This window comes from Geitlerinema sp. PCC 9228, assembly GCF_001870905.1.
Lineage (GTDB): Bacteria > Cyanobacteriota > Cyanobacteriia > Cyanobacteriales > PCC-9228 > PCC-9228.
Genome location: NZ_LNDC01000102.1, coordinates 23,997 through 43,683 on the forward strand (window position 1 = coordinate 23,997; position 19,687 = coordinate 43,683).

Annotated in this window: 17 protein-coding genes; 8 read left to right on the forward strand and 9 right to left on the reverse strand. The window is 47.4% G+C overall.

Annotated features, from left to right (window positions below):
• Positions 1-13: 13 nt before the first annotated feature.
• The 3 genes from lipB to recF all read left to right on the forward strand — a co-directional run bounded on the left by lipB (position 14) and on the right by recF (position 4,933).
• The gene (gene lipB, locus AS151_RS10375) at positions 14-676 is read left to right on the forward strand and encodes a lipoyl(octanoyl) transferase LipB (RefSeq protein ID WP_071516983.1); all 663 of its coding nucleotides are present in this window, start codon (positions 14-16) and stop codon (positions 674-676) included.
• Between the two features lie 171 nt (positions 677-847).
• The gene (locus tag AS151_RS10380) at positions 848-3,688 is read left to right on the forward strand and encodes a cation-translocating P-type ATPase (protein ID WP_071516984.1); all 2,841 of its coding nucleotides are present in this window, start codon (positions 848-850) and stop codon (positions 3,686-3,688) included.
• A gap of 87 nt (positions 3,689-3,775) precedes the next feature.
• The gene (gene recF, locus AS151_RS10385; protein ID WP_071516985.1) at positions 3,776-4,933 is read left to right on the forward strand and encodes a DNA replication/repair protein RecF; all 1,158 of its coding nucleotides are present in this window, start codon (positions 3,776-3,778) and stop codon (positions 4,931-4,933) included.
• An 11-nt stretch (positions 4,934-4,944) separates the two neighbouring features.
• On the opposite strand, the gene AS151_RS10390 is transcribed toward recF, so the two are convergent.
• Positions 4,945-5,208 carry a hypothetical protein gene (locus tag AS151_RS10390; RefSeq protein WP_071516986.1) on the reverse strand — a complete coding sequence of 88 codons (264 nt, stop codon included), beginning with the start codon at positions 5,206-5,208 and terminating at the stop codon, positions 4,945-4,947.
• Positions 5,209-5,230: 22 nt separating this feature from the next.
• Here AS151_RS10390 and AS151_RS23080 point away from each other — a divergent pair, with 22 nt between their 5' ends.
• The 4 genes from AS151_RS23080 (at position 5,231) to AS151_RS10405 (ending at position 8,231) form a co-directional block, all read left to right on the forward strand.
• Positions 5,231-5,365, forward strand: a complete 135-nt coding sequence (locus AS151_RS23080) for a hypothetical protein (protein WP_275527984.1) — start codon at positions 5,231-5,233, stop codon at positions 5,363-5,365.
• Positions 5,366-5,405: 40 nt separating this feature from the next.
• Positions 5,406-6,068, forward strand: coding sequence for a hypothetical protein (locus tag AS151_RS10395; protein ID WP_071516987.1), 663 nt, complete (start codon positions 5,406-5,408; stop codon positions 6,066-6,068).
• Positions 6,069-6,431: 363 nt separating this feature from the next.
• Positions 6,432-7,202, forward strand: a complete 771-nt coding sequence (locus AS151_RS10400; protein ID WP_139240606.1) for a hypothetical protein — start codon at positions 6,432-6,434, stop codon at positions 7,200-7,202.
• A gap of 18 nt (positions 7,203-7,220) precedes the next feature.
• Positions 7,221-8,231: a hypothetical protein gene (locus AS151_RS10405; RefSeq protein ID WP_071516989.1), complete on the forward strand. Its 1,011-nt coding sequence runs from the start codon at positions 7,221-7,223 to the stop codon at positions 8,229-8,231.
• A 55-nt stretch (positions 8,232-8,286) separates the two neighbouring features.
• Here AS151_RS10405 and AS151_RS10410 read toward each other — a convergent pair whose 3' ends face one another.
• On the reverse strand, positions 8,287-9,348 hold the full coding sequence (locus tag AS151_RS10410) for a M28 family peptidase (protein WP_071516990.1): 1,062 nt from the start codon (positions 9,346-9,348) through the stop codon (positions 8,287-8,289).
• A gap of 145 nt (positions 9,349-9,493) precedes the next feature.
• Positions 9,494-10,447, reverse strand: coding sequence for a hypothetical protein (locus tag AS151_RS10415; protein ID WP_211517570.1), 954 nt, complete (start codon positions 10,445-10,447; stop codon positions 9,494-9,496).
• A gap of 197 nt (positions 10,448-10,644) precedes the next feature.
• On the opposite strand from AS151_RS10415, the gene AS151_RS10420 reads away from it, so the two are divergent.
• Positions 10,645-11,397: an FkbM family methyltransferase gene (locus AS151_RS10420; RefSeq protein ID WP_170861367.1), complete on the forward strand. Its 753-nt coding sequence runs from the start codon at positions 10,645-10,647 to the stop codon at positions 11,395-11,397.
• Here AS151_RS10420 and lnt read toward each other — a convergent pair.
• From lnt to AS151_RS10450, 6 genes are all read right to left on the reverse strand, one after another.
• Positions 11,354-13,030 carry an apolipoprotein N-acyltransferase gene (gene lnt / locus AS151_RS10425; RefSeq protein ID WP_244532970.1) on the reverse strand — a complete coding sequence of 559 codons (1,677 nt, stop codon included), beginning with the start codon at positions 13,028-13,030 and terminating at the stop codon, positions 11,354-11,356. The genes AS151_RS10420 and lnt overlap by 44 nt on opposite strands.
• A 16-nt stretch (positions 13,031-13,046) precedes the next feature.
• Entirely contained in the window at positions 13,047-13,931 is an 885-nt protein-coding gene (locus tag AS151_RS10430; RefSeq protein ID WP_071516992.1) for an SDR family oxidoreductase, read from the reverse strand.
• A 57-nt stretch (positions 13,932-13,988) separates the two neighbouring features.
• Positions 13,989-14,774 (reverse strand): exodeoxyribonuclease III, encoded by a 786-nt coding sequence (gene xth / locus AS151_RS10435; protein ID WP_071516993.1) that lies wholly within the window; start codon positions 14,772-14,774, stop codon positions 13,989-13,991.
• Between the two features lie 75 nt (positions 14,775-14,849).
• A complete protein-coding gene (locus tag AS151_RS10440; RefSeq protein ID WP_071516994.1) occupies positions 14,850-16,487 on the reverse strand; it encodes an acetolactate synthase large subunit in 1,638 nt (545 codons plus the stop codon).
• 53 nt (positions 16,488-16,540) lie between these two features.
• A complete protein-coding gene (locus AS151_RS10445; protein WP_071517005.1) occupies positions 16,541-17,911 on the reverse strand; it encodes an NAD-dependent succinate-semialdehyde dehydrogenase in 1,371 nt (456 codons plus the stop codon).
• Positions 17,912-18,061: 150 nt separating this feature from the next.
• On the reverse strand, positions 18,062-19,441 hold the full coding sequence (locus tag AS151_RS10450; RefSeq protein ID WP_139240608.1) for a hypothetical protein: 1,380 nt from the start codon (positions 19,439-19,441) through the stop codon (positions 18,062-18,064).
• Positions 19,442-19,687 lie beyond the last annotated feature (246 nt).

Sequence of the window (19,687 nt, forward strand, 5' to 3'; positions counted from 1 at the left end):
CTCGTACATTTCCATGCTCGAAAAACGACGTTGTTGGCTTTACCAACTGGGAAAAATCCCCTACCCAGAGGCTTGGCGCTGGCAGCAAGAACTTTTGGAACAACGCCAGCAAAACCCAGATCTAGACGACGTGCTCATTTTGCTGGAACATCCCCCCGTCTACACCCTAGGCACCGGATCCAATCCGGACTTCATACACCAGCATACTTACTATCCAGTGTATCGCACCGAACGGGGTGGTGAGGTAACCCACCACTGTCCCGGGCAACTGGTGGGCTATCCCATTCTCAATCTCCGCCACCACCGGCAAGACCTGCATTGGTACCTGCGCCAGCTCGAAGAAGTGCTCATTCGGGTTTTAGAAGATTGCGGACTTTCTGCCCATCGCGAAGCAGGATACACCGGCGTTTGGGTGGAAGGATACAAAGTAGCAGCCATTGGCATTAAAGTCACTCGCTGGATGACCATGCACGGTTTTGCCCTCAACGTATGCCCCGATTTGTGGGGGTTTGAAGCGATCGTCCCTTGCGGTATTACCGATCGCCCGGTGGGTTCTTTGGCACAATGGATTCCAGATATTTCCCTAAACCAAGTACGCCAGCAAGTTGCCCATCATTTTGCTAGGGTTTTTGACATGCAGTTGGTTAGTGCCCCCATTTCTAGCGACAATAGGTAAAGAAGACAAGGCAGCCACAGTTTGCATCTGTTCCAACTGGGGCGACCCATCTTGTCTCGATCGCTTTCTTTGTTTAGGATGAACCCACCTCGAACGCGGGGTTCACAGCCAAACCACCCCACCGAACCTCGGTCACCAATAAGGAACGAAGCCGCTTACGAGAAATCACCCATGACCTCTAGTGCCCAAATGCCTCCTTCCCGAGCGCCGCTGGCAGAAACCGAACCGTGTTGGCACAGCCAATCCCCCAAAGATGTGCTTTCCCATTTCAACAGCGATGGCACCAATGGATTAACCCAAAGTCAAGTTCAAACCTACACGCGCAATTACGGTACCAACGAACTGCAAGAAGCGGGAGGGCGTAGTGCCCTCACCATTTTCATCGATCAGTTCAAAAACATCATGTTGCTGATGCTGATCGCCGTTGCCCTAATTTCGGGAAGTTTGGACCTGCAAGCCCAGAATTTTCCCAAAGATGCGATCGCCATTTTGCTCATCGTCATCTTAAACGGCATTTTGGGATTCCTCCAGGAAAGCCGTGCTGAAAAAGCCCTCGCTGCCCTCAAACGCCTCTCTGCTCCTCTAGTGCGTATCATTCGCAACGGTCAAATCATGGAAGTCTCCTCCAGGGAACTGGTTCCTGGAGATATTATTTTGCTGGAAGCCGGTGCCCAGGTAGCTGCCGATGCCCGGTTGCTAGAAGCTTCCAACCTGCAAGCGCGCGAAGCAGCTTTAACCGGAGAAGCCAACCCCAGCAGCAAAAAAGCTGATATCCAGCTAGAAGCCGACACCCCCCTCGGCGATCGCAAAAACATGGTCTTCCAAGGCACAGAAATCATGCAGGGCAGGGGCAAAGCCGTGGTCACCAACACCGGCATGCGCACGGAACTGGGGCGTATCGCCGCCATGTTGCAGTCGGTACAAGCGGAAGCCACTCCTCTGCAACAGCGTATGGACCAACTTGCCAACGTACTCGTTACTGGCTCCATGATTCTGGTTGCCCTGGTTGTTGTGGGCGGTTCCATCTGGCAAATTGCTGCCTTCCGCGAGTTGCTGGAAATTTCCCTCAGTATGGCAGTGGCGGTGGTTCCCGAAGGGCTGCCAGCGGTGATTACCGTCACCCTTGCCTTGGGCACCCAACGCATGGTGCGCCGCCAGGCTCTCATTCGCAAACTGCCAGCGGTAGAAACCCTGGGTTCGGTGACCAGCATTTGCTCCGACAAAACCGGCACCCTCACGGAAAACAAAATGGTTGCCCAACGGATACGCACCGCGACCAGTTCTTTGCAGGTGAGCGGTCAAGGCTACGAACCCGAGGGGAAATTTTTGAGCGCAGACGATGGCGTGGAAGTCAAGCCGGAGAAAGAAGCCACCCTACCGGTTTTGCTGCTTGCTGGGGTAGCCTGTAACGATGCTGTTCTCAATTTAGAAGCGGGGGAATGGAAAATTTTCGGCGACCCCACCGAAGGTTCCCTGCTCTCCCTAGCGGGAAAAGGCGGCATCCGATACAACGACCTCAACCAGGTGCTCCCCAGAGTGGCGGAATTTCCTTTTTCCTCCGAACGCAAGCGCATGAGCGTTATCTGTCAACCACAAGAACCGCAAAAATTGGGCAACGACCAACTGGCAAAATTTCTCAGCGCCGGTTCGGAATACATTATGCTTAGCAAAGGTTCCCCCGAACTGATGCTGGAACGCTGCGGCAGCATTTATATTGGTGGGGAAGCAGGGGTACAACCCCTCAAAGATGTGTGGAAGCAAGAAATTCTTCAGGGCAACGACCAACTGGCGACTGAAGGCATGCGGGTTCTGGGGTTGGCTTATAAGTGGCTGTCGGAAATGCCCAATCCCGAACAGGAAGAGACTGCCGAACAAGAACTGGTGTGGCTGGGATTGGTGGGGATGCTGGATGCCCCGCGTTTGGAAGTAAAAGATGCGGTGGATCGCTGCCGCCATGCGGGGATGCGCCCGATTATGATTACTGGCGACCATCAACTTACGGCTGTAGCGATCGCGCAAAAGCTAGGGATTTACAAACCTGGGGATGAAATCTTAACCGGACAAGAGATTGCCCGCCTGCAGCCGGAGGAATTAGAAAAACACATTGCTCGTGTCAGTGTATGTGCCCGCGTGGCACCCGAACACAAGCTGCGCATCGTCCAAATCCTACAAAAACAGGACCAAATTGTGGCTATGACTGGGGATGGGGTTAACGATGCCCCGGCGCTCAAGCAAGCAGATATTGGCATTGCCATGGGCATTACTGGTACGGATGTGAGCAAGGAAGCCAGCGATATGGTATTGCTGGACGATAACTTCACCACCATTGTGGCAGCGGTGGAAGAAGGTCGGGTGGTTTACACCAATATTCGCCGTTTTATTAAATATATTCTCGGGTCCAATATTGGCGAGGTGTTTACCGTGGCGGCGGCACCTTTGCTGCTCCCGGTTGCTGATGTGCCCCTGACTCCCCTACAAATTCTGTGGATGAATTTGGTCACCGATGGCTTGCCGGCGCTGGCGTTGGCTTTGGAACCCCCGGAACCCCGGGTGATGGAACGACCGCCTTTTGACCCCCGCGAAAGCATTTTTGCCCGCGGGTTGGGCTTTTATATTGTGCGCATTGGCGTGATTTTTACCATTTTGACGCTAACGCTTATGGGATGGGCATACTACCACGCTCAGGTATCCGGCGACCCGGAACGCTGGAAAACCATGGTTTTTACCACGCTGTGTATTGCCCAGATGGGGCACGCGATCGCGGTTCGTTCCCACCGACTTACTTTGGAGACCAATCCTTTTTCCAACTTATACGTGCTGGGGGCGGTGCTGCTGACGACGGTGTTGCAGCTAATGCTGATTTACATAACGCCTTTGCGCGATTTCTTCGGTACGGAATGGCTCAATCCTACGGAACTGGCCATTTGCTTTGGCTTCAGTGCTTTAATGTTTGTCTGGATCGAACTGGAAAAAATCGTACGCCGTATCTATTTGCGATGGCGCAAAACCTAGCCCTCGATCGCTATAACTGGCTGAAAAACAAGCGGTTGGTCTTTTTCCCCACCACCGCTACTTCCTCCGGGATTATACGTATTAACAATGTACTTACAAACTTTGTATTTACGGCAGTTTCGCAACTACCAAGAGCAGTTGGTGACTTTTTCGGCACCAAAAACCATTCTCGTGGGAGCGAATGCCCAGGGAAAATCAAATTTGCTGGAGGCGGTGGCTTTTCTAGCGTTGCTGAAAAGTTATCGCAGTACCCGCGATCGCGAATTGGTGTGCGAAGGGGCAAAAACGGGTAAAATTCGGGCGCAGGTGCAACGGGATGCTTCCCAGGTGGATTTGGCAGTAACCCTGCGTGCCAACAGCCGGCGTACGGTGGCGGTCAACAGTACCAATTTGCGCCGCCAGTGGGAGTTTTTAGGCTATTTAAAGGTGGTGCAGTTCTCTAGTTTGGATTTGGATTTGGTTCGGGGTAGCCCTGCCCAGCGCCGCCATTGGTTGGATAATTTATTAGTACAGTTGGAGCCTTTTTACGCTCATATCCGCGATCGCTACGAACGAATTTTGCGGCAGCGCAACTCTTTACTCAAAGAAGCCAGAAAGCAACTAACCAGTGGCGAAATCCATCCCCAAGGAGAGCGTAACGAAAATATTGCCCTGTGGAATGCCCAACTTGCTGCAGCAGGTACGCAAGTCATGCGCAGGCGCGCTCGAGCTTTGTCTCGTTTGACGCCCATTGCTAGCAAATGGCATCATGCCATCAGTGGCGGTCAAGAAAATTTAGAAATTCATTATACGCCCAATGTTAAATCCGATAATGCGGCGGTAGAATCCCCAGAAGAAATTCAAAAACAGTTTCTATACCAGCTAGAAGAAAAAGCGATCGCGGAAAAATTTCAAGGCACCACTCTAGTTGGTCCCCATCGCGATGAGGTTACATTTGCCATCGACCGGATGCCAGTGAGACAATTTGGTTCTCAAGGGCAGCAGCGAACTCTGGTGCTATCCCTCAAATTAGCCGAACTGCAACTCATTGAAGAAGTGGTGGGGGAACCTCCTTTGTTACTGCTAGACGATGTATTGGCAGAACTAGACCCCAACCGCCAGCACCAACTTTTAGAAGCGATTCAGGAACGGTTCCAAACTCTGGTTACCGCCACCCACTTAGAAGCTTTTGACGCTCATTGGTTGCAGACGTCGCAAATTCTGAAAGTTGATGCCGGTGAAATTTCCATCCCCCAATCTTGCTAGGGAAGGCAAGCTCACAGGGTTTGTAGGAGCCAAGCGTAAGCCACAATTCCTACAAAAGCAACACCCAGAATCAATTCCCGCTGCTGGTACCACAGATGTTTGCTACCTTCGATGAGAACGTGGAAGCTTTCCCGACGTTCTTGCCCCAATTCTTGCATGAGTTCCTCGACTCTGGCATCTACTTCTTCCAACGAAACTTCACCGCGTTTGTAGGCTGCTTCCAAATCGTCGAGCTTTTTCCAATACCTTCTAGTAGCTTCGATAAGGTTCAACATTTTCTGAGAATGCTATGGTGTTTTGTTAACTTCTATTAAGATTTTAACGTTCCTAGCGGCAAGTTTGCAGGGAACCAAGCAGTTGGGGAATCCACACAAGCGCGGTTCGGTTGGTTTGAAAGTACGTTACGCCAACCAGCCAAAACTGCTATTCTAAAGGAAAGTAGCATAGCCAAGTTGGTAGGTAGGGTGACTTCATGTCAGTTTTCGGTATTTTGGTATTGCTAGCCGCTATAACGGGATTGTTTTATTGGATGGTTGCCAATCGCAAAGGCAAACCTATGCTTTCCCAACAGCAGCTATTTTCCTTACGTTCCCACTCGGATGATGAAGACGAACACTCCTGGCAGCAAAGGGAACTTGAGGAAGAACTCCACTCTCTACGCGCGCCAAATGGGAACGCTACCGACCAAAAAGAAAAAGATTTGGCTTTTTTGCAGCAAGGTGCCCAAAAAAGTTTTGCCAAACGCTCCATGGTACTGTATGTTAGCTTATTTTTCTTAGCGATCGCCCTTTCTGTGGGCAGCTATTATTTGGGTCGATACCACCAACAGCGTCTGGCAACACCAACCCCGGAATCAGTTCCCCAAATGTCAGAATCTACTTCCCAGGCATCTCCTCAACCTTCCTTCCGCGATGCGGTCAACGATGCCATGTCAGCAGCCGAACAGGCGCAAACGGCGGAAACCCCACAACAGTGGAGCCAAGTAGCCGATTTATGGGAAAAAGCGATCGCGGGGATGAAATCCGTTCCTTCCTCTAGCGACAAACACGAAATAGCACAGGAAAAAGTAAAAGAGTATCAGAAATATCTACAATACGCCCGGCAAAATGCAGAAAATTCCCAGGCTACCAAATAAACCATAGGAGCAAAAAGGCGATCGCTTGTTCCTAAAAACACCTGCAACGCAATAAAGTCAAGATTTTTGGCAAAAAGCATCCAAAATGCTACAATAAACCAACGTTTCCAGCACATTTGCGTGATGTCTTCTCCCTCTCCATCCACCGTAAAACTCAAGAAACTCCAACGCTACGTAAATTTAAAACGCCGGCAATGGCAACAGCAGTCAAGTTCCGTGGTCAAACAGAGCGAAGTTCACCAACAAGTGCAATTTATTTGCAAACACCTTTATGCCACAAATCAAGATGGTGCTAGGATCGTAGCCATTTGGTTCCAGCAAAAAATCGAGAAAGCACCAAAAGATAGCCTCGATGGGGAAACAGTGTATTTTAAAAAAAATATAGCCAATATTTTAGAACAACTATACCAAAAAATCCATCGCTTGACAAGCAATTCTTCAGCAGCGACCTATAAAGATTCCCATAGAACCAGCGATCGCACTTTTCCAGATAATTCCCAAAATGCCGGGTTTGCCGCTCAAAACCTCCGTATGCCGCCACCAAAATCTAATGGAAGCAATTCTTCCATCTGGAACGGTAATGGGGAACGCACTTTACTCAATGAAACTCGCAGGGGCAAAAATACAATCCCCAAGGAAATTTTGGATGTGAGCGTTGTTCGCCAAGTACAGCGAAATTTTTATTATAGTTATACACCAATTATCATTCAAAACTCAGCGAAAGCTGGCGGAATGGCTTTTTTATTTGAAGGGGGATTGAGCGGACTAGAAAATTTGGTTGCCATTCAAAGAGGAGAGAAAACGGTTGAGCAAGGACTTCAAGATACTCTTTCCCAAGCGATCGAAGCTGGGGTAATTTCATCTGTTATTGTCGGGGGGATGTCAGTCATTACAATAACACCGGTCGTGGGTCCAGCTGCCATAAGTGCAATAACAGCCTCAGCGCCGATTCTAACAATTGTTGCCACCGTTCATTCTACCAAGCGTTTAATCGATATCTTTTCTAACACACCCAATTTAGAAGGAGTTGATAAAATTCAGTTATTACTAGATTCCTATGGACTCAACGCAACCGAATTGAAGTTTCGGGATTTAGAAATAGAGGCTGACTTAGAACAATTGCGGAATCAATGAAGGAGGAGAAGCAAAAGTATGGAGGAATTTGGACTCAATTTAGACGAAACTCGGTTGATGTTTAGCTTGCAATATTTCTTGACTTTAAGAGATGTTCGCGATACGCGCGATCGCAAATACCAAAATATCAAAAAGCAATGGCTGCAATCCTTTCAAAATTCCACCGAACTCTTTTTATCCAACCAAGCCAAACAGCAACAGCAACCAAGTTTTGACTGCCATCTCATTACCGATACCGAAACCCTCCTCAATCGGGTACGTAATATAAAGAAAACGCCAGGCAGTCAACTCACCAAACTGTTTATTTTGCTGGAAGTAACCCTTTTTGTTCCTTACTATTCCCTGCAATCCAGCCAAGACAGCCAATATGAAAAGCTAAAATTATCGGATTCCCATATTAAAAACAAATACTGCCAATCCCTCGCCAAAGCCATGGGATTACCCCCAGATTGCGTTCAACGTTTTCAAGAGAACTATAAAAAAGCTATGGAAGGCATTAGCGGTCAATGGACCAATTTGCTAGGTGGGGGATTGGTTGGCGGTTTGCTTTTGGTGGTGGCTACGGCTTTCTTTACACCGGCGATCGCAGCATTGTTAGCTCCTATTTTAGCACCGGGATTGTCGGGTGCGGCGGCTGTATCGGCCGTTTTGGCGGCGCTGGGGGGTGGCGCGATTGCTGCGGGAGGTTTTGGCATGGCTGGCGGATTTGCTGTTTTAGTGGCTGGTGGCGCGATTTTAGGCGGTGGCGCTGGCGCTGGTATGGGTTCTTTGTTGGCGCGATCGCCGGATGCAGCACTGACGCAAGCTGCTAAACTGGAAGTGGTGATGAAAGAGTTGGTTGACGTACAACAGGATATCCGCAAGGCGCAAGAAATTATCAAGGAACAACGACAAGCCATTCGTTCTTTGGAAGATAAACTGGATGAGTTGCTGGTTGATAAGAAGAAAAACAAAGAGAAAATCGAAAACCTGAAAAAGGCGATAAAATATCTGCAAGAGGCGTTAAAGCGCAATCGGGATTTGCTGTAGCAACCCGGTGGGAAATGCAGACGGATTGTTCGATGGCGGATTTTGTACCGGTCGTTCAAAAATTCGATTCCCGGTTTTCCATCTCCGCTGGCGATACGCCGACGAACTCAGCCACCACGGGAACCAACCCATCCACAACCCGCGCAAATCTGTTATAATCAATTTTGTCTGGCGTATCTTCGATGGTGTGATAGTAAGGATAGCGGAATGGTGCGGTATCGGTCACCATCAGCGCTTGATAGCCTTGCTGCCAAAACGACCAGTGGTCGGACCAACCTACACCAGGTAAATCGCTGGGTAAAGCTGCGCCTTCCGAAGGAAACTGAGTGCGATCGCGGAAAGTTCCCACAGCTTCGCGAACCCTATCGCCAGAATCTATATTGCCCACAAATCCAATAAAATTTCCCTGGCTGGGATACCATAAATTTAGCGGTGGCGGATATTGCTGGCTGCCAGCTTCATCGGAATAGTAGCCGATGGTTTCCAAACTGATGGCGACGACAATATTTTCTTCTCGCTGCCGGCATCTTTTGGCATAAACCAGACTTCCCATCTGTTCGGTTTGGAAAAATGGCGGTTCTTCGTTGACAAATGCTACAAACCGCAAAGTACGATCGCTGGGAACTTCAGCAAACCGACGCGCCAATGCCAGCGTTGCCGCTACTCCCGATCCGTTATCGTTGGCTGCCGGCGAGTCATAAATCGAATCGTAATGCGCGCCAATTACCACAATTTCGTCGGGATGCTTGGTTCCAGGAATTTCAACAATTAGATTAGAAAATGGTTTGCCATCGATTTGGTATTGTTGACGTTCGACGGTATATCCTGCCTGGCGAAATTCCGTTTCGATAAATTCGACAGCGGCGTTCAATCCCTCGCGATCGCTATAATTGCGAATGCCAATTTCCTCCGCTAGCATGATAACATCCTGCCGCAACTCGGCAGCGAGGTCGCTTTGTGCCGACGTCAGCGGCGGTAATTCCCCTTGGTAGCTTTTTCCCGGCATGCGCAACATAACAAACCATGGTAATGCGATCGCCATTCCTATTATGCCAGCTAGAATGGCCAAACGCGCGATCGCTGCTTGGGAAATCCATTGAACCGGTAGTTTCACGATTTTCCCTCCGTATCAGATCGTATCGTACCATTTCTGAAAAACAATGATTTTCTGGAATTTTCTAATTGCCCTGGCGGGGTTACTTCGCGAAGCGCCTCTGCAATAAAACCTCAATTATTTCTTGCAAACTTTTAAGAAAATTGGGTTACCTGCTTAAATTTTGGGATAGAATTTCTACGCTTACCCAAACAGCATTATATTCCGTATTGCCAATTGGGACTTGTTTGGTATTATCTAAAATTTTGACTTTAGAGTTTTTAGAAACAACACCAAGAATTTCTCCCAGAATATCTTCTCGTAAATGGGTGTTCCTTGTCATTATTACTTCATTTCCAGCTTGGGGAATCGTTTTCGGTTCAATACCACAATCTTCTAAAATATTATTTCCCGATCGCACTTTTCCTAAATACATCATGCCATCTTGTTTTTCAGTAGTTACGTATTGTAAGATGGCAGAATTTCTGTTCGGCTGGTTATCGATATCTGCACTGGGTTGGTTGCTTTCAGGAATAGTAGTATCCCGTTCATTTTCGTTCGCAAAGGCAAGCAAAAGAGGACGAATGCCTGGCGAGTTGGCAATTTCCCTGGCTTTTTCATCTGCTTGGAGAATGCTATCCAAAGTTTGAATAAGAGTAGGTTCGCGACTAGCTGCTGCCAAATGCACCAACAATCGTTTTTTATCTTGGTCTGCTTCGGTTAGGGGATATAACCCAATCAATGCCATGCTGGCTTTACGTTTTTCAGCTTCCGTTTGCGTTTGGGAAAGAATTTCAATTAAGTCCAGAACTTGTGTGGAAAATTCTCTTGAATGTTCGTATTTTTGCTCTAGTTGTTGTACTTTTTGGTTGATTTGCTGGGATTGCCAAGAACTAAACGCGCCGAAGAGAGTTACCAACGTAATGGTCAAGATATGGAAAGTTCGCAGCCAAGATTGAGAAATAGCAATATCTTCGCGATCGCTTTTGCTATCATCCATGATAACCTCCATCATGAGCGCATATTTCTCCACTTCCATTAAAACCGGAGATATCCCGAAAAACCAGTGCGATAGCGACAGAATTTCACAAAAATTATTATTGATGCCTCGCAACCTTGCCACGCAAATCCCTATCCCGTAGATAATTCCCCTATCGGTCGTATACTTGCCAGCCCAAGCAGAGTATGCTATTGTCCGAATAAAAAAATACCTAGCTGTATACAATGGCTAAAACCAAAGTTCAACTTCCAACAACTTCTGTTAAAGGACTTGTAAAAAACACCCACAGATTTTTGCTAGGCAGACCAATTTTTTACAAGTTGAATACAACCGCTTTATTTTTTGTATTGCGAAGTCTGGGCGTTCATAACTATGAAAACATCAAAGTTAGCGGCGAAGCAGCCTTTTTAAAAAGCAAATGGGTTCAAAAGATTGTCTCCCAAAGCGAATATCCAGTTTTCCTGGATATTGGTGCCCATATGGGAGAATATGCCAATCGCTTAAAAAAGCTCTATCCCCATGCTACCGTCTACGCATTTGAACCGCATCCCAAAACATTTCAGCATCTACAAACAGCCGCCGCCGAATATGCTTACACAGCTAAAAATGTAGCTTGTAGCGACGTGGAAGGCAACCTCAATCTCTACGATTATTCTGAGGAAGGTTCGGAATTGGCTTCTTTATGTGAAGGCGCGATCGACAAAATCCACCACAAACCCAACGTACAATCTTGGGAAATTCAAAGCACTACCATCGATCGCTTTATTCAAGAGTGCAATATCACCCAAATTAACCTCATGGAAATTGACACCGAAGGGTATGAATTTAAAGTTCTCTTAGGCTGTCAGGAAGCTATCCGTAACAGAGCGATCGATATGATTCAATTTGAGTTTAACTCCATGAATGTCTTCACGCGCGTATTTTTCCAAGATTTCCAAAATCTCTTAAAAGGCTATTGCTTGTTTCGGATATTACCTAATGGCGGTCTGGTTTCCCTAGAACCCTACGAACCTTTGCTTTGCGAAATTTTTAGGTTTCAAAATATCGTGGCGATTCGGAAAGAATGTATGTAGTCGTTCCCAACAGCAAAAGCCACCAGACAGGCAACAGCCAATTTCCCCAGCGGACGTACCAAGTTTGCGTTTGGCGCGTATAAATGGTATCATAGTGCCAAGCGTACTGGTTCAATGGTGAAATCCATAAGGTTCTGCCGTGGGGGTCCACAAAAGCAGAATAACCAGTATTGGTAGCGCGTACCATCCAGCGATCGCTTTCGATTGCTCTCATCACATCCAAACCGTGGTGTTGTGCCGGCATGGAAGGTGCGTAGTGAGCGTCGTTGGAAGCTGTTAAAATAAATTTGCCCCCATTTGCAGTTTGCCGGCGAAAATGTTCGGAAAACGCTGAGTCGTAACAAATTCCCACAATCGCTTTGCCGAAGGGAGTATGGAAAATTTGCTGCGGCGAACCCGGTTTTAATTTGGCTTCTAAAGGCGACAGGCGAGAAATGAATTCTCCCAACCAATTTTCCAGGGGAATATATTCTCCCAAAGGAACCAAATTCACTTTATCGTAGTGGCTGTAAATTTCCCCATCGCCGGTTAGCGTCAGCAAACTATTGCTATAGCCGGAAGGTTTCGGGAAAAACGTTCCCAACCACGCCACCACCTTTTCTGCTTTTACTGCTTGTTGAAAGGAACTGTTCTGGCGATTAGAATGGGTCCATATCAAAGGTAGTGCCGTTTCTGGCGTTAAAACCGCATCCACCCCTTGTTTGACCAACCGGTGGTATCCATTAGTATAGCCTTGTAAAGCCAGCCTGCCTCCCTGGGAATTTAATTTAATTTCGTTGGGAATGTTCCCTTGAACGATACCAACTTGTATAGCTTCGCCGTTGGTATTGACGAGGGGAGTGACATACAAACGCCATCCCAGCAGGTGAAATCCCAAAAGTGCGATCGCGGGGGCTACAATCAAAATATAACGTTGTTTTGGCGGTACATTGGCAATTCCCCAGCGAAATTCCCAAATCCCTTCCGCTAGCAATCCATTGACCGTCGCGATCGCGGCCGTTACCATAGTAGGACCGGAAATTTGTCCCAAATGCAAAATCGGCAAATTGTGAGGACTTTGGCTGTATCCCAGGGAACTCCACCATAAAGGAGACTGCGACCAAAGATGTTCCAAACTCACCCACAAAGCCACCGCCAGCAAAACCCGCCAAACCGTAGCGGCGATGGTGGATTTCTGGCGTAGCAATATTCTTCTCAAAACGCTTTCTCCCACCGCCAGCCATCCTGCCCAAAGAACTGCTAAAATCGTTCCCCATAGGGTAATGCTAACCCAACAAAAAATCGCGATCGCCAAACTAGGAAAAAAGGGAACCCCCATCCAGGTCAGAGGATGAACCCCCGTTATCCAAAATAAAGCAATTCCGTAAAACCCAACTCCCCAAATTCCCCCCAGCCAACCGCAACGCAGCCAAAAACGCCAGCCACCCAAACGATAATTTTTCTCAACCAGCCAGCTTTCATAGCGAATTGCCAGCCACAAAGGAACCAACGCCACCCATCCCAACCACCACCAGTCAAACGGGGATGGCGTCAGACCCATAGCCAACCCGCCAACCAAAACCCATCCCCACCAAGCGGGAGAAAAAGACCCCGCCAATACCTGCGGGATAGACTCGCGTAGCTTCTGCAGCAAAATGTTCTCTACACCTCTAACTGCCTAGATACCGACGAACAAAGGACTCCAAAGACTCCATCTTCATGTTAAAAGTAGACTCTAAAGTTTCTATTTCTTCCTGGGTACAGTAAAATTCATTCGCCAGCAATACGCGCAGGGTTCCCAAAGATTTCTGCAAGTCGGGATTGACAATGCCAAACGCATCGCGAATTCCATCAAAAACAAACAAGGGAACGGTGACCACAATTGGTTCCTGCTGGAAAACCCGACCAAAAATTTGCGGCGTTTCTTCGCGCGTCATAATTTCTGGACCCCCCACGGGGAAAATTTGATTTTTGGCAGCTTCCACCATCACCGAATCAATGGCGATTTTCGCCACATCATCGGTACTCACCGTGGAAGTGCGATTTTTGGGGTCTCCCAGTAGCAAATAAAAGCCAGTATCCCTTTGTCTTTCTGCTAAAGGAAGTAAATTGGAAGCAAAACCAGAAGGTCGCAAAATGGTATATGGCAAACCGCTGGCTTGTAGGTATTTTTCCACTTCCCGCTTGGCTTTGAAAACTGGCGAGTCTTCAAAGTTGCGGTCCGCGCCTAAAACCGATATAAAAACAAAATGTTCCACCGATGCTTCCTTAGCAAAATCAATCAGGTCTATGTTGGCGCGATAGTCCAATTCCGCTGCGCCGCCGCTGGCTTCGTTGGAACCGTGGGCACTGATAATATATTTTACCCCGCGGCAGGCCCTTTGCAAGTCCCGTTCTCGGGTTAAATCGCCGATAAAAATTTCAGCGCCGCGTTGTTCCAATTCGCTATAGTTGGAAGTGAGGCGTACGAAAGCTCTTACGGGTAACTCGCGATCGCGTAGTTGGCGGACAATCCGACGACCCAGTCCTCCAGTAGCTCCAGTCACTAAAAACATATATCTGTCAAAATAGAGAAACGATTCCTCATATTCGCTTTCATTGTAGGTGTTTTGCTAGGAAATTTCCACAGTTACTGGAACGTGATCGCTAGGTTTCTCCTGCCGCCTGGGTTCGATATCGATGGAACAAGCCGTTGCCCGTTCGTGCAAACTGGGGGTGAGGTAGTGGTGGTCAATCCGCCATCCCCGGTTGCGGCGAAAACTGCCACCACGATAATCCCACCAACTGTAATGACCTCCCTCGCTGGTAAATTTACGAAACGCATCTGCCATCCCCAAATCTAGCAATTGCTGCAATGCTTTTCGTTCCGCATCCGAGGCCATAATTCGCTTGCCAATCACATCCGGGTCGTGTACGTCTCTCGCTTCCAATACAATATTAAAATCCCCGCAAACCAAAATATTGCTTTCCGCCTGCAGCCATTTTTGTAAAGTATCGTACAAAACCGCCAGCCATTTGAGTTTATAGTCGTATTTCTCGCTATCAATTTCGCCGCCGTTGGGAACGTATAAATTCACAATGCGCATGTTGTCTAGGGTTCCGGTTAAAAATCGTTTTTGACGGTCAAACTCGGCAACCGATTCTCCTAAAAAATTGGCAAACCCCGTAGCTACATTCTCCAGCGGCGAACGACTCAAAATGGCTACGCCGTTGTAGCTTTTTTGTCCGGAAACGTATACATAATATCCTAGCTCTTCAAAAGGCGATCGCGGAAACAAATCGTCGGTAACTTTGGTTTCCTGCAAGCATAGAATATCCACAGGATGGGATTGCAACCACTGCAAAACTTGTTCTTTGCGCGTGCGAATTGAGTTCACATTCCAAGTGGCAATTTGCATAAAAACGAAAAAGCTTATCCCTTCAGAATTTGTCGGGTGGGTACTGCCCACCCATAGTCTTATTGTACATCAATTTCAAGTTTGACAGTGAATATTTTGAGCTTTTTCGCTTAAAAATAAATTTTCCCGATAGTCAATGGGGCAATCAATTACTGCCGGAACTTCTTGAACCAACGCCTCTTCTAATATGGGAACCAAATCGCTAGTTTTCTCAATACGATAGCCTTTCAATCCCATACTTTCTGCCATCTTCACAAAATCGGGATTGCCAAAATGAACGAAGGAAGCATCGCCAAATTGATGTTTTTGCTTCCACTCAATCAAGCCATAGCCACCATCGTTAAAAATTAAAGTAACAAAAGGCGTTCCCATGCGCAAAGCCGTCTCTAATTCCTGACAGTTCATCATAAAACCGCCATCTCCCGTTGCCGCTACTACCTTGCGTTCTGGATATACCAATTTGGCCGCGATCGCGCCAGGAATAGAAAATCCCATCGCCGCAAATCCATTGGAAATCAAACAAGTATTGGGGCGATCGCAATGGTAGTGACGCGCGATCCACATTTTATGCGCCCCCACATCGGAAATGGTAATATCATCCGGTCCCATAACTTGACGCAAATCGTAAATTAATTTTTGTGGTTTGATGGGAAAACTTTCATCGTTAATATATTCTTCGTAATCGGAACGAATTTCCGAACGCAAACCAATTGCATAGGGGTCTGGTTTCCCTTGGCGATCGCAGCGGCGCAAAATTTCCGTCAAAGAATCGGAAATATCTCCCACAACTTCTACCGTAGGAATATAACTGCTGTCAATTTCTGCCGGAGTCGCGCCAATATGAACGATAGGAATTGTACCGTCGGGATTCCATTTTTTGGGACCGTATTCAATCAAATCGTAGCCAATCGCAATTACCAAATCCGTACGGTCAAAACCGCAACTAATATAATCCCTATCTTGTAATCCCACCGACCACAAAGCCAAAGGATGAGTATAGGGAATAGCGCCTTTCCCCATAAAGGTATTTGCCACCGGAATATTCAACCGCGTTGCTAGTTCGGTCACGGCAGAACTGGCATCGCTGCGAATAGCACCATTGCCCACTAAAATTAAAGGATTTTTAGCATGGGAAATTGCTGCTGCTGCTTCGTTTAAACTTTCGTAGGAAGCATAATTTTTCTCTTTTTTATCCCGTTTTAACGGTTTGCCCTTAGCTTCCATGGCGGCGATATTTTCTGGCAAATCGATGTGTACGGCACCGGGTTTTTCTTTTTGGGCAATTTTAAATCCTTTGCGGACCACTTCTGTCACAATACTAGGACGAACCAATCGCACATTCCATTTGGTAACTGTGGCAAACATAGCCACCAAATCCAAATATTGATGGGATTCAATATGCATGCGATCGGTTCCCACTTGACCGGTAATGGCTACCAAGGGTGCCCCATCTAAATTCGCATCGGCAACGCCGGTCATTAAATTGGTCGCGCCAGGACCTAATGTGGACAAACAAACCCCGGCTTTTCCTGTTAGCCTACCGTATACATCTGCCATAAAGGCTGCCCCTTGTTCGTGGCGGGTGGTAACAAATTGAATCCGAGATTTTCTAATGGCTTCTAGAATGTGCAGGTTTTCTTCTCCGGGGAGTCCAAAAACATATTGCACTCCTTCGTTTTCTAGGCATTGAATTAAAAGTTCGGCAGTATTCACGATTGAACTCTCCTGTGTTTTCGTTCAAACAGTTAGCAATCTATTCTGGGTATTTACTCGCCTATCCAGACAGTTTTTATATTAACAAATTCCCAAATGCCTTCCCTGCCCAACTCCCTGCCGTATCCAGAAAGTTTGACACCGCCAAAAGGCAATCTCGGGTCGGATTTCACCATGCCATTGACAAAAACGGACCCGCTTGATAATTCGTTAATAAAGCGTTCGATTTCCGTTTCTTCTTGGGTCCAAACGCTTGCCCCCAAACCGTAAGGACTGCTGTTTGCCACTGCGATCGCGGTGTCGATATCCGGTATGCGGAAAAACAAAGCCACCGGCCCGAAAAATTCTTCTCGATAGGCGGGACTATCTATCGGAATATCGGTTAAAATAGTAGGCGGGTAAAAATTGCCTTGGCTGTCATTTGGGGGGCTGCCACCGCATAAAATTTTGGCTCCTTTTTCCACCGATTCTCGGACTTGCCAGTGCAAATCTTGGAGAATTTGCGGCGTGGCAAGCGGACCGAGTTGCGTATCTTCGAGCAGGGGATCGCCCATTTGTATGGTCTGAAATTTTTCCAGGAATTTTTGTTGAAATTCATCGGCGCAGGCATCGGCTACCAAAAACCGTTTGGCAGCAATGCAGGATTGCCCGTTATTGAGCATTCTAGCTTGAATTCCGGTCTCGATCGCCTTGTCTAAATCAGCGCTGGACATGATAATAAAGGGGTCGCTACCCCCTAACTCCAAAACCGTCTTTTTGATATGCTTGCCAGCGGTGGCTGCCAAACTGCTGCCGGCGGCTTCGCTACCGGTGAGGGTTGCCGCTTGAATGCGGGAGTCGGCAACGATTTTTTCCACGCGATCGCTTTCTACGAGTAAGGTTTGAAAGACCCCTGCCGGCATGCCCACTTCTTGAAAAATTTTCTCAATTGTGACCGCGCACTGGGGAACGTTGGAAGCATGTTTGAGAACCGCCACATTGCCCGCCATCAGGGCAGGGGCAGCAAATCGAAACACCTGCCAAAAAGGAAAATTCCACGGCATCACTGCCAAAATTGCCCCCAAAGGCTGGTAGCGCACAAAACTGTGACGGGCGTCTGTATCGATGGATACATCCGTGAGAAAATTGGGGGCTTCATCTGCATAGTAGCGACACACCCAAGCACATTTTTTAATTTCCCCCACGGCAGCTTGGATGGGTTTGCCCATTTCCAAAGCCATGAGACGGGCAAATTTGCCACTATCTGACTCTAACAGATCGGCAGCAGCACGCATCCACTGGGCGCGTCGATCGAGTGATGTGCGACGATACCGTTCAAAAGCCGTTTGCGCCGCGGCTAGCTTGTCTTCAATGTCGGCATCGCTGTGGGGGGTAAAGGTTTGCAGAGTTTCGCCGGTGGTGGGATTGATGCTTGCGATCGCCATAAACAAATTTCCTGGTGGTAGCAATTGTTTTCCCATCCAAAATAGCAAAATTTCTCCAGTCTTTAGGGCCGTGAAAAATGCATTTTCGCCAGCCATCTCCCTGTATCTCTCCATACCATCACTCTTTTTGCCAAGGAGAAGTTCTTGTTGTTATTCGCTGGAAATGCTAGGAGAAAGGGGAGAAAAATGACCCATAGCTGCCGGAATTTCCCAATCCGTATCCATGGTAAACCCCTGTTGGTTGCCAGCTTCTTGACTGGCTTCGTAAGCAAAAGTACCCGGAAAATCGGGATATTCTTTATCGGCTTCCCGTTCCAGTTTCACTTCCCAAGAACCCGCTGCTTCTAAATTGGCAAGAAAATCAATGTTGGTATCTTGATCCGCGTAGGTAATTTGTTTTTCAATTGCCCACTCTCCGTTGGTTAGTTGGATGGTACTTTCCAGTTTGTTTCTGCTATCTTCCCGCAAACCTCTGGCTTGGAGTTGGTATCCCCGCTGGCTGCCTACTTCTCCTCCTAAACGAACGGTCGTATTTTCTTCCCGAACCAATTGCGTTTTTCCCTTCATTTTCCAATCGGCACTGTGCAAGTGAAAACTTCCTTCTATACTAGAGTAGGGAGCCGTATATTCTGCTAAAAATTCGCTGGTAAATCCAGCGGCATTGCCCAAATCTGTGGTCCAGTGCAAGCGCGTATTTCTATCTTCTGCTTCTCCGTGAACTTCTTGATATTCTCCTTCCCAGCTTAGCTGCCAAGCCACCTGGCGATCGCTACCGCTGCTGAGGATAAAACTGCCGCTGTAGCTAAGATTATCCTCCGTTCCTTCTAAGTTGGTTTGTAACTTCCAACTATCGCCAAAATCCACAACCAATTCACCGCTGTATTCCCGGTTTTCTTCCACACTTTCCCAAGTTCCTTGAAAGCGATCGCCATTTAACGTACCGCTAAAACGCGCGGTTTCGTCGCTGTATTCTGCTTCCCAACTGCCGTCTACTTGCCCTTGATGGTTGAGGCTGCTATTCCAGATAAACTCGTGGTTTTCGCCGCGCCAAGTACTTTCTACATCAAAACTCCATTGTAGGTTGTTTAAATTTAAAAATCCCGCCGTATTTTCGCCCGTTTCTAGCAATAAAACAGTTTCGTAAGCAAGTTCTTCTGCTTCTTCGCCAAATTTGGTTTTTACCTGCCAATTGCCTTCTACATCAATACCAATTTTCCCGCCGTAGCGAATATTTTCTTGCACCCTTTCAATATCAAAACCAAAATTTAAATTGCCGCGATCGTTAATGTGAATATTGCTACCGTAATTGGTATTGCCACGGCGATAGTCCAGTTGCAGTGTTGGCTGCCAATCGTCCGTTTGTAATTGGAGTTGAAATTCTAAATTGTTGTCTGCGTCTAGTTCTCCTGCCTGGGCAGTGGTTGCCAGGAGAATACTACCGATGGCGGTGAAAGCCCACCAAGACTTTTGATACCAATCTGGCAAGCAAGTTGCCCGGAAAATCCCTTCACCTAGAGAGTGCCAAATCATAATGAAACCGAAAAAATAGGGGGATTGATGGATTCGCTTAATTATATGGCTGTTTGATGCTTGGGTATGCGGGAAGGGCGATCGCAAACCTAAAAAAAAACTAATGAGAAACATATCTTTAGCAATTCTTTAGGATCGCCATTGCTGGATATTTTTTCTAGGAATTTCCTAAAAAACAGAGCGTTTTCTCCCAGTGCCAGGATGCCCCTTTTGTTTGATATTTTTTCTCTAGCCAATCTGGGATTG

Bases quoted from the DNA above. Each gene is read 5' to 3' on its own strand.
- lipB (WP_071516983.1), top strand. From the start codon at position 14: ATGCTCGAAAAACGACGTTGTTGGCTTTACCAACTGGGAAAAATCCCC.
- AS151_RS10380 (WP_071516984.1), top strand. From the start codon at position 848: ATGACCTCTAGTGCCCAAATGCCTCCTTCCCGAGCGCCGCTGGCAGAA.
- recF (WP_071516985.1), top strand. From the start codon at position 3,776: ATGTACTTACAAACTTTGTATTTACGGCAGTTTCGCAACTACCAAGAG.
- AS151_RS10390 (WP_071516986.1), bottom strand. From the start codon at position 5,208: ATGTTGAACCTTATCGAAGCTACTAGAAGGTATTGGAAAAAGCTCGAC.
- AS151_RS10395 (WP_071516987.1), top strand. From the start codon at position 5,406: ATGTCAGTTTTCGGTATTTTGGTATTGCTAGCCGCTATAACGGGATTG.
- AS151_RS10405 (WP_071516989.1), top strand. From the start codon at position 7,221: ATGGAGGAATTTGGACTCAATTTAGACGAAACTCGGTTGATGTTTAGC.
- AS151_RS10430 (WP_071516992.1), bottom strand. From the start codon at position 13,931: ATGTTTTTAGTGACTGGAGCTACTGGAGGACTGGGTCGTCGGATTGTC.
- xth (WP_071516993.1), bottom strand. From the start codon at position 14,774: ATGCAAATTGCCACTTGGAATGTGAACTCAATTCGCACGCGCAAAGAA.
- AS151_RS10445 (WP_071517005.1), bottom strand. From the start codon at position 17,911: ATGGCGATCGCAAGCATCAATCCCACCACCGGCGAAACTCTGCAAACC.
- AS151_RS10450 (WP_139240608.1), bottom strand. From the start codon at position 19,441: ATGATTTGGCACTCTCTAGGTGAAGGGATTTTCCGGGCAACTTGCTTG.